The organism is Acinetobacter sp. YWS30-1, from assembly GCF_033558715.1.
GTDB lineage: Bacteria > Pseudomonadota > Gammaproteobacteria > Pseudomonadales > Moraxellaceae > Acinetobacter.
Genome location: NZ_CP114607.1, coordinates 50,148 through 63,686, shown reverse-complemented (window position 1 = coordinate 63,686; position 13,539 = coordinate 50,148). Strand labels below are relative to the sequence as shown.

General features: G+C 38.4%; 10 protein-coding genes and 6 pseudogenes. 10 read left to right on the top strand and 6 right to left on the bottom strand.

The genetic code is table 11. From position 1 onward, the window contains the following. The first annotated feature begins 4 nt into the window (after positions 1 to 4). The 6 genes and pseudogenes from O4M77_RS15010 (at position 5) to O4M77_RS14985 (ending at position 6,440) form a co-directional block, all read left to right on the top strand. Positions 5 to 790: an acetoin reductase gene (locus O4M77_RS15010; protein WP_323714127.1), complete on the top strand. Its 786-nt coding sequence runs from the start codon at positions 5 to 7 to the stop codon at positions 788 to 790. Positions 791 to 811: 21 nt separating this feature from the next. Continuing rightward, positions 812 to 1,870: a 2,3-butanediol dehydrogenase gene (locus O4M77_RS15005; RefSeq protein WP_005105897.1), complete on the top strand. Its 1,059-nt coding sequence runs from the start codon at positions 812 to 814 to the stop codon at positions 1,868 to 1,870. 340 nt (positions 1,871 to 2,210) lie between these two features. Then, positions 2,211 to 3,545 (top strand): ISNCY family transposase, encoded by a 1,335-nt coding sequence (locus O4M77_RS15000; protein WP_323714126.1) that lies wholly within the window; start codon positions 2,211 to 2,213, stop codon positions 3,543 to 3,545. A 241-nt stretch (positions 3,546 to 3,786) separates the two neighbouring features. Then, positions 3,787 to 5,091 carry a type II toxin-antitoxin system HipA family toxin gene (locus O4M77_RS14995; RefSeq protein ID WP_166139584.1) on the top strand — a complete coding sequence of 435 codons (1,305 nt, stop codon included), beginning with the start codon at positions 3,787 to 3,789 and terminating at the stop codon, positions 5,089 to 5,091. Then, positions 5,084 to 5,362 carry a helix-turn-helix domain-containing protein gene (locus tag O4M77_RS14990; RefSeq protein ID WP_166139582.1) on the top strand — a complete coding sequence of 93 codons (279 nt, stop codon included), beginning with the start codon at positions 5,084 to 5,086 and terminating at the stop codon, positions 5,360 to 5,362. Before O4M77_RS14995 ends, O4M77_RS14990 begins: the two co-directional genes overlap by 8 nt. Positions 5,363 to 5,477: 115 nt before the next feature. After that, positions 5,478 to 6,440, top strand: a pseudogene (locus O4M77_RS14985) (IS30-like element IS18 family transposase). Between the two features lie 242 nt (positions 6,441 to 6,682). On the opposite strand, the pseudogene O4M77_RS14980 reads toward O4M77_RS14985, so the two are convergent. Both O4M77_RS14980 and O4M77_RS14975 read right to left on the bottom strand, forming a co-directional pair. Further along, positions 6,683 to 6,799 (bottom strand): annotated as a pseudogene (locus tag O4M77_RS14980) (transposase); the annotation flags it as partial. Positions 6,800 to 6,849: 50 nt separating this feature from the next. After that, positions 6,850 to 8,055: a tyrosine-type recombinase/integrase gene (locus O4M77_RS14975; protein ID WP_004647716.1), complete on the bottom strand. Its 1,206-nt coding sequence runs from the start codon at positions 8,053 to 8,055 to the stop codon at positions 6,850 to 6,852. 302 nt (positions 8,056 to 8,357) lie between these two features. Here O4M77_RS14975 and O4M77_RS14970 point away from each other — a divergent pair, with 302 nt between their 5' ends. Then, positions 8,358 to 8,789 carry a PPC domain-containing protein gene (locus O4M77_RS14970; protein ID WP_166134641.1) on the top strand — a complete coding sequence of 144 codons (432 nt, stop codon included), beginning with the start codon at positions 8,358 to 8,360 and terminating at the stop codon, positions 8,787 to 8,789. Positions 8,790 to 8,907: 118 nt separating this feature from the next. Here the strand turns inward: O4M77_RS14970 and O4M77_RS14965 are convergent. Then, positions 8,908 to 9,810 (bottom strand): annotated as a pseudogene (locus tag O4M77_RS14965) (IS481 family transposase); the annotation flags it as partial. Positions 9,811 to 9,935: 125 nt separating this feature from the next. Here O4M77_RS14965 and O4M77_RS14960 point away from each other — a divergent pair. After that, positions 9,936 to 10,178 (top strand): annotated as a pseudogene (locus tag O4M77_RS14960) (transposase); the annotation flags it as partial. Positions 10,179 to 10,313: 135 nt separating this feature from the next. On the opposite strand, the gene O4M77_RS14955 reads toward O4M77_RS14960, so the two are convergent. Both O4M77_RS14955 and O4M77_RS14950 read right to left on the bottom strand, forming a co-directional pair. Beyond that, positions 10,314 to 10,664 carry a hypothetical protein gene (locus O4M77_RS14955; RefSeq protein ID WP_166134638.1) on the bottom strand — a complete coding sequence of 117 codons (351 nt, stop codon included), beginning with the start codon at positions 10,662 to 10,664 and terminating at the stop codon, positions 10,314 to 10,316. A gap of 150 nt (positions 10,665 to 10,814) precedes the next feature. After that, positions 10,815 to 11,314: pseudogene (locus tag O4M77_RS14950) on the bottom strand (IS3 family transposase); the annotation flags it as partial. Positions 11,315 to 11,474: 160 nt separating this feature from the next. On the opposite strand from O4M77_RS14950, the pseudogene O4M77_RS14945 reads away from it, so the two are divergent. Beyond that, positions 11,475 to 11,654 (top strand): annotated as a pseudogene (locus O4M77_RS14945) (IS481 family transposase); the annotation flags it as partial. A gap of 94 nt (positions 11,655 to 11,748) precedes the next feature. Here O4M77_RS14945 and bioD read toward each other — a convergent pair. Beyond that, positions 11,749 to 12,363 carry a dethiobiotin synthase gene (gene bioD / locus O4M77_RS14940; protein WP_323714125.1) on the bottom strand — a complete coding sequence of 205 codons (615 nt, stop codon included), beginning with the start codon at positions 12,361 to 12,363 and terminating at the stop codon, positions 11,749 to 11,751. Positions 12,364 to 12,404: 41 nt separating this feature from the next. Between bioD and O4M77_RS14935 the strand changes: the two genes are divergently transcribed. Continuing rightward, a complete protein-coding gene (locus O4M77_RS14935) occupies positions 12,405 to 13,337 on the top strand; it encodes an IS5-like element IS17 family transposase (protein WP_099475569.1) in 933 nt (310 codons plus the stop codon). Positions 13,338 to 13,539 lie beyond the last annotated feature (202 nt).

Sequence of the window (13,539 nt, the reverse complement as noted above, 5' to 3'; positions counted from 1 at the left end):
CAACATGCCTAGAGGTTTAAACAACAAAGTTGCTTTAATTACGGGTGCGGCACAAGGCATTGGACGTGGTATTGCCTTACGTTTAGCACAAGAAGGTGTACATATTGCCTTGGTCGATCTTCATCAAGAAAAGTTAAATACTGTTCAACAAGAGGTTGAAGCCTTTGGCGTAAAAGCCACCACATTTATTGCGGATATTTCAGATCCAATACAAATCAGTGACGCTATTAATCATGCAGAATCGATACTTAATGGCTTTGATATCATGATTAATAATGCAGGTATTGCACAAGTCAAAGCTTTGGCAGAAGTAACGCCGAGTGAATTTAACCAAATTATGAACATCAATGTCGGTGGTGTACTTTGGGGGATTCAAGCCGCAGCAAATAAATTTAAACAACGCCAACAGGCTGGAAAAATTATTAATGCATGCTCAATAGCAGGTCATGAAGGCTTTGCTTTACTCGGTGTTTATTCGGCAACGAAATTTGCAGTTCGTGCATTGACGCAAGCTGCGGCTAAAGAATATGCTAGTGTTGAAATTACTGTAAATAGTTATTGTCCGGGTGTTGTTGGTACAGACATGTGGGTCGAAATAGATCAGCGGTTCTCTGAAATTACAGGTGCACCAATTGGTCAAACGTATAAAAAATATGTAGATGGTATTGCTTTAGGACGTGCTGAAACACCAGATGACGTGGCTGCATTAGTTGCATTTTTAGCCAGCGAGGATGCAAACTATATTACAGGTCAGTCTATTTTGACAGATGGTGGAATGGTTTACCGTTAATATCAACATAAGGAATACACAATGAAAGCAGCTCGTTTTTATGACCGAGGGGATATTCGAATTGAAGATATCCCTGAACCGAAAGTACTTCCAGGCACAGTTGGAATTCAAGTTGCATGGTGCGGTATTTGCGGTACAGATTTACATGAATTCATGGAAGGCCCTATTTTTATTCCACCTTGTGGTCATCCACATCCAATTTCGGGAGAATCTGCACCTGTAACAATGGGACATGAATTTTCAGGCGTAGTTTATGCAGTTGGTGAAGGTGTAGACGATATCCAAATTGGACAACATGTCGTAGTTGAACCCTATATTATTGCGGATGATGTCCCGACTGGCCCCAATGATAAGTATCATTTATCAAAAAATATGAACTTTATTGGTTTAGGCGGACGCGGTGGTGGTCTTTCTGAAAAAATTGCAGTTCAGCGGCGTTGGGTACATCCTATTTCAAATGATATTCCTTTAGACCAAGCAGCATTGATAGAACCTTTATCTGTCGGTCATCATGCCTATGTCAGAAGTGGCGCAAAAGCTGGCGATATCGCACTGGTTGGTGGAGCAGGCCCAATAGGCTTACTTTTATCTGCTATTTTAAAGGCTAAAGGTCTTACGGTTATCATCACTGAACTGAGTGCAAAACGTAAAGAAAAAGCGATAGAGGCTGGTGTTGCCGATTATGTATTGGATCCATCTCAGGTTGATGTGGTAAATGAAGTAATGAAAATTACTCAAGACCGCGGTGTAGATGTTGCTTTTGAATGTAGTAGTGTCAATAAAGTCATGGATACACTCGTTGCAGCAATGAAACCAACTGGTGTAGTCGTTATCGTTTCTATTTGGAGCCATCCTGCCACAATTAATGTGCATAGTGTGGTGATGAAAGAGCTAGATATTCGTGGCACGATAGCTTACGTCAATGACCATCAGGAAACTATTCGTTTGGTTGAGCAAGGTAAGATTAATCTAGAACCTTTTATTACCCAACGGATTGCATTAGATGATCTTGTTTCTAAAGGCTTTGAAACATTGATTCATAATAATGAGTCTGCTGTAAAAATTATTGTTCATCCGTAGTAACGCCTAATTTCAAAGACAAATTTGAATAAGCTAGAGATAAACTCTATGTAGCTATTTTTAATATTTATAGCGATAGGAAATGAGTCTGTATTTACAAACTCATTCTCATAATAGTGATTGGAAAACTCTATTTTTTAAGAAGAAATTGACAACACATAATGTATAATTTAATTTATATCAATATTAATGAATTTAATACCGAAATTCGTCTATTTAACATAATCAATATTATACGAAATCAAATTGTTAGAAACCATTTAAAGTGTCTATATTCTCACCAATAAAAATGTCTAGTTTATGATGGTTTTTACCATCATGGACTGGATATAAATTAGAGATGTTGATCACTATGTCTGACAAGGAAATTCAACGTCTTGCAGTTCTGCAAGACGTTCGAGATCATCGTATTACCCAGGTCCGTGCTGCTGAAATCCTGAATCTTTCCACTCGTCAAATTACCCGGTTATTGCAGAAACTCAATCAAGACGGTGTTTCAGGTCTGGCACATGCCAGTCGTGGTCAACCTGGCCATCATCGCCATGATGAGTTATTAAAATCAAAATGTCTTTCCATTATTTCTGAACATCTGCTGGGCTTTGGACCTACCTTGGCGCATGAGAAGCTCAGCAGCATATTTGACCTGAATATCCCGGTAGAAACGGTTCGGCGCTGGATGATGGCCAATGACCTCTGGATTCCGCGATCCAAGCGCCTTAAACGTCCATATCAGCCACGTTATAACCGGGATTGCTTCGGTGAGCTGATCCAGATTGATGGCTCATATCATGACTGGTTCGAAGGACGCGCTGCTAAGTGCTGTTTATTGGTGTATATCGATGATGCCACTGGAAAGCTGTTGCATCTACGCTTCTGTGAGGCGGAAACCACCTTCGACTATATGCTTTCAACCCGAGCCTACATTGAACAATACGGCAAACCTCTGGCCTTTTATAGCGACAAACATTCGGTATTCAGAGTTAATCAGAAATCCAGGAAAGACAGCCAGATCACGCAATTTGGGCGGATTCTGAACGAGTTAAATATTGATATTATCTTTGCCAACTCACCACAGGCTAAAGGTCGCGTAGAACGCGCGAATAGAACCCTTCAAGACCGTTTGATCAAGGAGATGCGTCTGGAAGGCATCAGTTCAATTGCCGAAGCCAATGCATGGCTACCCTGCTTCATTGAGCACTTCAATCAGAAGTTTGCCAAGTGTGCGAGAAACTCGAAGAATTTACATCGATCTTTAACGGAATCTGATGCTGAGCTGGAGGATATATTCACTTGGCAGGAATCGCGTAAGGTCACGAAGAACCTAACCATCACCTATGACAAGTGTATTTATCTGCTTGAACCGACAGAGCTGAATCATAAGCTTGTTGGGCAATACATTTCATTTCTGGAGTACCCGGATGGCACTGTGGCCCTCATGCATGAAGGACGGAAGATCAACTATAGCGTCTTCAATAAACTGGCTGGACTACAGCAGAATGAAGTGGTTGAGAATAAAAGATTAGGCTCAGTTCTGGCGCATATCCAGCAACAACATGAAGAGTTGGAGAAACAGAATAAACGTTCCCGTCTCAAGAAAAGTATGCCGAGTCGTAAAGCTCAGAAAGCTGTTATTGAACAAAGAAAGTTAAATCCTGTCCTTGACTCTCTGAGTTAAAAATAGGACATTTTAAATGGTTTATCGCATAGACATTTTAATTGGTGAATAACAAAACATGTAACTCCAAAATAGAAATGTCCGCTTTTTAAGAAATTGTGTGATTTTATTTGCATAGAAATCCAAGTTACTTACGATTCATCTAAGCTTAGAGGGCAATCTCATCTTAAATCTTTATTTTTTTACTAAAATAATAATATAATGCTTAGAACAACACCTATTATTCTATTTTAATATAAATATGGATTATTACTGTACACTACAGATCTTTCAAGATAATGAATGGTCAGATTGCGCGATCGTCGAGCTTACAGACAGCCATGAAGCTGGCTGGAGAGCATCGACCCGTACTTCCTATCTTTTCGAGTATGCAATCTCGCATATGGACGTGAGAGATGGACATGCGCTTTCGTATCAGTTTCCAGTCAATGTCCAAAATAACTTACAAAAGCAATGGCCAGCATTTTTGATGGATCTTTTGCCTCAAGGATACGGCCGTAAAGAACTGCTGAATCAATTAGATTTTTCCGAAAATATGCAGGAACAGGCAGACTGGTTTTTGCTAAAAGCAGGAGCAGGTAATCCCATTGGCAACCTCCGAGTGAAAGAAGCTTTTGAATGGCTGCAGGCGCATTTCCCGGTGCAAGAGAATGTGGGTTTTAGCCTAAGCGAAATCATTGAAAGAAAAGAAAAATTTATAGAATCGCTGGCCTCCTATGGATTATTTGTTGCAGGTTCTTCTGGCGTTCAGGGTGAATGGCCAAAACTATTACTAACCCAAGGCCATGATGGGTTATTTTATCTGGATCATACCCTTTCAGATGAAATGGCAGCCAAACACTGGCTGGTTAAATTCAGCCGTGGCAATGATCAAAGTCTGGAAAGCATCCTGCAGCATGAAGCACTTTATATGAAGATTGCCCAGTATCTGGATTTAAGGGTTTATGCTGAGCTGGAATTGCATGGCAAAACCCTGTTTATTCCAAGATTTGACCGGAAAATTGTAGATAACAAAGTAGACAGAATTGCACAGGAAAGCCTTGCTTCGTTGAGCAATAAAGCAGGCTTTGGGGTAAGAATGACCCATAATCAGGTATGTGCTTTACTGATGGAATGCTGTACAGATCCTAAACCGGAAATTTTCGAATATTTGAAACGGGATTTAGCCAATGTGGCTTTAGGCAATAAAGATAATCATACCCGCAATACAGCGATTCAACGTTTTAATGATGGAACCATCCGACTCTCTCCCCTGTTTGATTTCGCTCCAATGTGGTTACATCCGGATGGTATTGCACGAACTACCCGCTGGGAAAAAGATGATCATGGCGGCATGCCAATATGGCGCTCGGTGATTGAGCAGATTACAGAACAAACGGGCATTGAACATCAAGAAATCCAGTCAGAATTTGTCAAGCAATTGCCTCTTTATCAAGGATTAATGGCTGAAATGCACAGACTGCAGATCTCTGAGGAAATTTTGCAGAATAGTCAGTACCGGATTGAAAATATATGCCAGCAGATTCAGGAGCTAGCCCATGGATAAGCGCTATAAACCGATGACCGCGATTGAGCAGATGAAAAAACGTCATGAAGTATTAGAGATGATTAATCACAATCCTGACTGGCCATTTTATAAAGTTGCGCGTTATATCCGTACTGAGCTGCATCTGACCTTAAATGAAATGGCTAAAATCACAAAAATAGCACCTCAGACTTTGCAGAAAATGGAACAACCCGATAGTAATCCGACTCTGGAATCAATGATGAAACTCTTGAATACCTTTGGTCTAAAGATTATGATTCAATCCAAGTAAAAAAATATAATCGTGGATTCAAATCCCAAGTGCAACACATTTGTAGTTAGTTGAAAAAGTTAGGTGTATTCATAGAATCATTAGACTTTTTCAACTCGCAATTGGAAAGCACACAATGAAGAAATACACCCAACTTTCTCAAGATGAAAGATACGAAATTTATGCTACTTTGAAAAGTAAAAGTTCAATCGCTACCCTTGCTCGGGAATTAGGACGTTCACGATCAACCATCTACCGTGAATTAAAAAGAAATACTGGGCAACGTGGATATAGAGCTCAACAGGCAGCTAAATTTGCAAGTCAAAGACGGTACCGTCCTTCATCATCAATGACAGCATTTGCCTTCGCTTATATTGATTATTTGATTGGTTTGGACTGGTCACCCGAACAAATTTCAGGTGCTTTAACACAACGCGGTTGGCTGGATGTACCTTCACATGAGTGGATTTACCAGTACATTTATCAAGATAAATCAAAAGGCGGTAAACTTCATCTACATTTAAGGCATCAGAAGAAATATCGAAAACGCGGTTACAAAAACACGGATCGTAGGGGTCAAATCATTGATAAAACAAGTATTCACTGCCGAGACCAGGTCATTGATCAACGACAACGTTTAGGAGATTTCGAAGGTGACACGGTGATTGGTAAACATCATAAAGGTGCTTTATTGACTCTCGTTGATCGAAAGAGCCTGTATGTACATATTGTTCATTTAGGGCCAACAAGAGCATCCTCTCAAACGATTACTTGTGCATTAGATCGTTTACAAATGAGCCATGCTTATAGTGTGACATTTGATAATGGCAAAGAATTTTCCGAACACAAAAGAATTACTGATGCTGGCATAGAGACGTATTTTGCTGATCCTTACAAGTCTATTCAGTGAGCTAGAAATGAAAATACGAATGGTTTAATCCGTCAATATCTGCCAAAATCATCATCGTTTGATGGCGTGTCAAACGAACAAATAGAGCAGATAGAATTTGCACTCAACCATCGTCCTAGAAAAACACTAGGTTGGTATACACCGAGTGAAGTTATGGCTGGTTTTTATACTGTTGCACTTGCCGCTTGAATCCGCCTTCTGCTTTAATCGCAGCAAGTGCTACCTTAGCTTTAAAATCATTTGAATGATTTCTTCTTGGTCTACGTGCCATAAAATACTCCATATATTGGTGTTTATAACATCATTTGGGGAGCAAAATATCACTTATAAGTGTTGTTCAAATTTCCTGATCCACCTCTAAATCCGACCAAAATTAAAAAATAGGCATGGGATTCAGCGGACGCTTACCGAGTTAAGAGAAATCATTATTGTGAACAGACTATTTCTCTAAGTTGATTCATCACAACATGTAATTTATAGCCATAGAACCGGCCCATTGAGCTTTTACCACGAGATGCAATTTTAGATAATGATTTATGGCGGTGAATAGGTTTGTGCAACAAAGCCTATTCTAATTAAAACTTGGATTTCATAACCATTAATTTACAGTACAACTATCAATAAAATCGCCCCACCATTGCATCATTTCCATACGCTGATTAAAATATTCTGCATGATTATAACTTGCACGGGTTTTATTTTTATCAGTATGAGATAGCTGTGCTTCAATCCAATTTGATTGAAATAAACCGGATTCATTTAATATGGTACTAAATGTCGATCGTAACCCATGAGAAGTTAATTCATTTTTAGTATATCCCATTTTTCTGATAATCAAGTTCAGGGTATTAAAATGAATAGGTTTATTATTGTTTCGGGGGCTAGAAAACACATATTTTTCGCCATGAGACCAAACGAGTGCTGATTTCACAACTTCAAGTGCTTGATCAGATAGTGGAACAAAAAAATCAGGGATATCATGACCTAAAATAACCTTTCTTCTATATTGTTTAATATGTAAGGCTGGTATTTTCCATATTTTTTTATCTAGATCGAAGTGATGTGGTTCACAAAGCAATAATTCTCCACCACGGACGCCTGTATATAATTTAAATAACAGGGCTTTTTTAATAATAGGATCTGTATTAATCTGATTTAATTTAGCTAAGAAATTAGATAGTTCATCTGAATTTAAATGAGGATAGTTTTTCTTAATCTTATTGTTGACTAATATTTTATGAAGTCCATGTGCAATATTATATTCACAATACCCCATCGCTACCGCATAATCATAAATCTGATTTAAATAACTATAGGCTTTCTTTACAGGTTCTTTTACATTTCTAGATTCTATATTTTTAATAATCTTAACTAGATCATATCTTTTAATTTCCATAAATGGCATTAGTCCAATATTTGGATAAACATCCTGATCTAAACATTTTTTTGCGAGCTGAATTACACCGCATCGTGGTTCATCTTCAAAGGAATTTTTAATTTTAAATTCTAACCACTCTTCACAAATATCCTGAAAAGTTTTGATGTATTTTTTATGCAGTGGTTTATTTTCATAATTATTAAATTTATATTCATCCCGGACTGATCTGGCCTCTTTCAAGGACATTACAGGATATTCACCCAACTTCATGCGAGGACGTTTATTTGTCCCTGCAAGTGAATAGCGGTAACTCCAAGATTTACGTCCGTTTGGTTCTACCTTCAAACTTAAGCCGTCATCATCTGCCAGAAAATAGATTTTTTCCTTTGGTTTAGCTTGACGTACCTTAATTTCAGTAAGACTCATGAATTTTTAACCTAACCACAAATGGCACTGCTCAATTCAATTATAGCAAATTTAAGCGATATTCATATGATGCGTATCATACGCATCACATATTTTTATAAGTAATTGTTAAATAAAATTTATATTTAGATTGGTTATTCCATAGTAACCAATTAATTAACCATTAATTTTGCAAGTCTTAAATTGGCATTTGAAGTGCAACCCCATGTTATGACTATTCACATTTCTGCTCCATGATTCATGGTTACTTATTAGTTATGTTATTATGTCAAGAGCGATACAAGAATTAGGGTAACCTTATTATGGAAATAGCGAATACGAAATTACTAGCTGGCGCTTTGATAGCCCTAACTTTAACTATAGTTAGCCCTGTCTTACTTGCAAATGATAACAATGATATACGGAAGACTATTGTAGTTAAGTTTGCTAAAAAAGCTTACTCTGCAAATTATTACGGAAGGATAGATGGATACAAGTATGATTCCTACAAATTTTATGCTAAAAAAGGGCAAAAGTTAAAAGTGAAGTTGACTGGAGGAAATGTTGAAGCTTACTTATGGGGTAATCAATTAAAAGACTCCATCAATCTTGGAGAATATTCTCCAGAGCTTGATGATAATGGTATTTATATTTTACCTGCTTCAGGTGAGTATGAAATTAGAGTATTACAACCTAGATCACAGGCAAGAAAAGATAAAAAACCTCAATACTGGATGAGTATTGACATTAAATAAAGACTTGCTAGATTTTTTTAAGCTTTTATAACAGGGTTCAAAAACTATTGCCAGTTAAACGGGGCGTGATTTTTATTCATATGTTTTTATATTAGTAAAAATGATATAGATACGTAACTCATAGAGATCGTTTCAATTTAACAATCTCTAAATACATCTTGTCATTGGCATGTTGAATCCGTTCATTTGAGGAGTCGTATTGCTTCTGGACTTCATCTAAGAAAGGAGTTTCTTCACATAATTCAAGTACCTTTCCATCGGTGTTTTATCTTTCAAAGCTGAATGTGGTCTCATCCAGTTATAGTAATGCTGCCATTCTGCCAGTTTGCTCTGAATTTCCTCTGAATCGATATCTACAGTAGCGTAGAACTCAGATTCATCAGTCTTTTGTGAGCGCTACCTTGCCATTCAGATGAGGTGAACCCGGTTTATTCGGCCTAAATTTGATCCCATACTGCATCATTTTTTCTGTACTTTTTCAGCAAAGAATTCTCGTCCACGATCGGTCCGTATTCGCTGTATGGGAAAAGGCATTTATTCAATTACACAGTTAAAAAGTCGAGTGTATTCGCAGCTGTTCGGCGTTTATATATCCTTAAAATGCGATATCGTGTGCAGTCATCGATAGATGTGTACTGATATAGTCCAGGACCCAGTTTACAGGTATCCATTTGAATTCTATCGCCTGGTAATGGACGTTCATAACAAATGTAATCTACTTTACGACGGAATTTTTTAATCGGTTTGACTTAATGGGTGGATAGTACTTTATGGATAGTCGCCAAGGACAACGAGACTCCGTGCAGCTCATTAATTCGGTTTGCAAACGTCGAGCACCAAGATTTCTAGCTGAGCGCATTTCCAATATTAAAGCTTCTAGCTCAGCATTGATTTTAGTATTTGGCGATTTCAAGGGACATTTACTATGACTACCTAATCCATCAATACCTTGTTCAAAATATCATTTCCACCACTTGCGTAAAGTTGGTCTAGAAATACCACATCTTCGACAAACCAGGCCGTAAGCGTCCGCTGAATCCCATGCCTATTTTTTAATTTTGGTCGGATTTAGAGGTGGATCAGGAAATTTGAACAACACTTATAAGTGATATTTTGCTCCCCAAATGATGTTATAAACATCAATATATGGAGTATTTTATGGCACGTAGACCAAGAAGAAATCATTCAAATGATTTTAAAGCTAAGGTAGCACTTGCTGCGATTAAAGCAGAAAAAACACTTGCTGAATTGAGTGCTGAATTTGATGTTCATCAAAACCAAATTATCGACTGGAAAAATCAACTGATTTCAGCTTCCTCGCAAGCTTTCGATCAATCAAAAGCTCCAACAGAACCACCCATCGATCTAAAAAAACTACATGCAAAAGTCGCATCTCATGTTTGAATTCACCCATTAACAGAGTGCGAATTAGTCCTTGATCATGTTTGACCACATTTCAAGGAATAGTGTCCAACTTTCGGTATGTAGATTATGGTGTGGGGTTCTCTTAAAGTTTAAACCTTATTATTTTACTTCAGTAATGCTGATTGGCTGGTCTTTTACAAATTCAACAACCCCTTCACCACGTTTAAAGTGAATTGAAACTCCATTATTATTAGCTAAACGAATACCACTACCAGCAACTGTTTGCTTTAAACTATATACCATGCCTGAGTTATCAGTCATTAAAGCAGTTTCAAAGTTATCCGATGATTTCAGAAAAATTAATAAACCATTTGGACCAGAAAATTTAAGGACCTGCGTATCAGCTGAAGTATTGCTTGTAGCCTTATCTTGTAAAGTTTCAGTCTTTGGACTCGAAGTACACCCAGTCATTGCTAAAACTAACAAAGTTAAACTTAGAAAATATTTCATTTAACTACCTTTTTCATCTGTAAATCATAGGTGTATTTATACTAATTGTTATAATTTAACAATAAAACAGATATTACTTTTTTTTACATAAAAAAGCCATAAATCGCATTTTGAACCTTACCGGATTTATCGGAGATTTTTTTATTTAAGTTAGGCCACCTGACCTAACGGGTTAATCTTATCATAGTACATTGCTTCAAACTCAAAAGGCGATACATAACCTAGTGCACTGTGTACATGCTTTTTATTAAACCAATCTACCCAATTTAATGTCGCAAGTTGTACATCTGCTAAACTTTGCCAATCTGCTTTTAAATATTCAATCATCTCTGTTTTGTATAAGCCATTCACTGTTTCAGCCAAAGCATTATCGTATGAGTCCCCGTTGTACCGATTGATGCTCGTAAATTTTCTGCTCCTAAACGATTGGTATAGCGAATGGAAAGGTATTGAACACCTCTATGGGAATGATGAATCACATTCCTTGGCATACCTCAATCGTGCAATGCTTGCTCCAGTGCATCGAGCACCATATCTGTATTCATACGTGTTGATACTTTCCATCCAACAATTGCTCGTGAGAACACATCAATAATAAAGGCGGTATAGACCCAGCCTGAATTTGTTTGAATATACGTAAAGTCACTCACCTGAGATACCGTCTTGGTAGTCAATCAATAATTGAACCGCTCTATCTCTGATTTCAGGGGTATATTTTACTTTTTTCATCGGAACACTACGCTTCGCTACGTCGTGCGAAGCAATGCTTCTCATCTCAGGAAAGTTGGTCTCCGACAAACCCGGTACGGTTCATTCAGGAAGAAGCTTTATAGCTCATTGGAAGAATTACAGGTTGATCTAGACGATTGGCTGAAATTCTATAATACTGAACGGACTCATCAAGGAAAAATGTGCTGTGGTCGTACACCACTTGAAACTTTACTTGATGGAAAACGGATTTGGGCTGAGAAAAATTTAGCTCAAATTTAACCTGACAGGCACAATAAAAAATGGGTAACTGTCAGATCAGGTTTGAGCTAGTACAATTTAAGCATTCATATCAGCCCCTCTGTAAGCTGATCATTTACTCATGGATAGACGGGGCTAAATTTAAAGCTGGAATATCAACCCATGTCGTATCAGCAAAATCACGCTGCAAATACTGTTTTAAGTAAGCAATGGTATCTTCAGCGATCAAGGGATCTTTGGAGTTATCTGCATGATTAAAAGCAATGGCATGTAATCGAATCCCGCGGAGTTTTAACAACTCAAGACTCAGCAAGGTATGATTAATACTACCCAAACGCCCTGAAGTGACCAGAATCACCGGATAATTATGTGTCTGAATATAATCAATAGTTAGGAACTCTTCGGTTAAGGGCACCATTAGACCACCTGCACCTTCCAGCAAAATACAGTCATAGCCCGCAGCCAGCTGTTCGGTGGCCTGCTGAATCTGTTCAAAATTAATGGCTCTCCCATCTAGACGCGCAGCAAGATGCGGTGAAGCCGGATACGTAAAAATTTCCGGCATGGTCAGTTTTTGCTGGTCTTCCGGTAACAGTCCACAACCCATAATTGCACGATGCTGTTCGATATCTTCTGATATATCGACATTTCCGGTCTGGATCAGCTTTTGGGTTATAGTACGAATACCCTGCTCATTCCAAATTTTGGCCAAGAAACGGCTTTGTTGCACAAACCTATCTGTAAAGGCTTTTTCAGCGATATAATTTTCAAATGAAGAAGCCTACACACAAAATCTACCGCACAACCAATTGGCCCGCATATAACCGAGCACTCATGAGTCGCGGAAATATTGCCATTTGGTTTGATCCTGCTACGCAATGGTATGCTCCATCAAAAGGCAAACAAGGGCGAAATCAAACCTACTCCGACGCAGCTATCCAATGCTGCTTAATGATTAAATCTCTATTCCGTTTGTCTTTACGTATGGTCACTGGCTTTGTGCAAAGTCTGATTAAACTTTGCGGATTAAATTGGACCGCACCAGATTACAGTACGCTTTGTAGAAGACAAAAGCATATTGATATTGCAATCAGCTACCAAAAAAGTAGCGATGGGCTGCATCTACTCGTAGACTCTACAGGCATGAAGTTTCTAGGTGAGGGCGAATGGAAACGCAAGAAACATGGAGCTGAATATCGTCGCCAATGGCGTAAACTACATATTGGTATAGATGCCAAAACCCTACAAATACGCGCTATTCAGCTCACAACCAATAATGTCAGTGATTCACAGGTGCTTGGTGATTTACTTAATCAGATTCCACAAGATGAGCAGATTGACTCTGTTTATACCGATGGAGCTTATGACACCAAGCAATGCCGTCAGGTCATTGCAGATCGGCAAGCGCATGCGGTGATTCCACCTAGAAAAAATGCGAAACCATGGAAAGATACAAAGAGTAGCTCGCTAGAGCGAAATGAATTACTTCGAACAGTTAAACATTTAGGCAGGACATTATGGAAAAAATGGTCAGGCTATCATCGCCGCAGTTTGGTGGAAACCAAGATGCATTGCATCAAATTATTAGGCGATAAATTAATGGCAAGAAGCTTTCCTAGTCAGGTGAATGAGATCCATGCACGTGTAGCAGTCCTTAACAGATTTACGGAATTAGGTCGCCCACTTACCCAAGTTACGCCTTAAATTTGGATCAATTAGGGGCGCTTTGCATTTCAAATCTTTGTGCAACAAAGCCCCTTGAAAGTGCCGACCATGGAAGGGATTCATCTGCTGTATCTCGAAATAAATAAGATATTTAGCTTATCATGTCAGCCTATTTGCAACAGTGCCGTACAACGAGCCTTAAAAGCACATACCACTTAGAGTTCCCTTCAATTTCGAATAA

Coding starts and splice junctions, on each gene's coding strand:
- O4M77_RS15010 (WP_323714127.1), top strand. CDS start 5: ATGCCTAGAGGTTTAAACAACAAAGTTGCTTTAATTACGGGTGCGGCA.
- O4M77_RS15005 (WP_005105897.1), top strand. CDS start 812: ATGAAAGCAGCTCGTTTTTATGACCGAGGGGATATTCGAATTGAAGAT.
- O4M77_RS15000 (WP_323714126.1), top strand. CDS start 2,211: ATGTTGATCACTATGTCTGACAAGGAAATTCAACGTCTTGCAGTTCTG.
- O4M77_RS14995 (WP_166139584.1), top strand. CDS start 3,787: ATGGATTATTACTGTACACTACAGATCTTTCAAGATAATGAATGGTCA.
- O4M77_RS14990 (WP_166139582.1), top strand. CDS start 5,084: ATGGATAAGCGCTATAAACCGATGACCGCGATTGAGCAGATGAAAAAA.
- O4M77_RS14975 (WP_004647716.1), bottom strand. CDS start 8,055: ATGAGTCTTACTGAAATTAAGGTACGTCAAGCTAAACCAAAGGAAAAA.
- O4M77_RS14970 (WP_166134641.1), top strand. CDS start 8,358: ATGGAAATAGCGAATACGAAATTACTAGCTGGCGCTTTGATAGCCCTA.
- O4M77_RS14955 (WP_166134638.1), bottom strand. CDS start 10,664: ATGAAATATTTTCTAAGTTTAACTTTGTTAGTTTTAGCAATGACTGGG.
- O4M77_RS14935 (WP_099475569.1), top strand. CDS start 12,405: ATGAAGAAGCCTACACACAAAATCTACCGCACAACCAATTGGCCCGCA.